General features: G+C 34.7%; 1 protein-coding gene. It reads left to right on the plus strand.

What is annotated here, in order from left to right; genetic code table 11:
• The coding region (locus CKW40_RS46330; RefSeq protein WP_095205409.1) for a flavodoxin family protein at positions 1 to 386 on the plus strand (386 nt) is incomplete at both ends.

Raw genomic sequence — 386 nt, forward strand, 5'->3', positions numbered from 1 at the left:
GACTATTACTTCATATGACGATGACTATTTGCCGATTCTAGATAAAATATTGGCTAGTGATACAATTATTTTTGCATCACCAGTGTATTGGTATAGCATTTCAGCACCATTGAAAGCATTTATCGAACATTGGTCAGAAACATTACAAGATAAACGATATCCTAATTTTAAGGCACAAATGGCCGAAAAGGATTTTAGAGTTATTTTAGTTGGTGGAGATTGTCCAAAAATAAAAGCGAAGCCAGCAATTACGCGAATTAAATATAGTTTAGACTTTTTAGGTGCCACTTTAAATGGTTATATTATTGGAACTGCTGAAAAGCCTGGTGACATCATGAAAGACAACTATGCCTTAGCACGTGCAACTGAGTGGAATAGTATATTGC

Source organism: Mesorhizobium carmichaelinearum (assembly GCF_900199455.1).
Classification (GTDB): domain Bacteria; phylum Pseudomonadota; class Alphaproteobacteria; order Rhizobiales; family Rhizobiaceae; genus Mesorhizobium; species Mesorhizobium carmichaelinearum.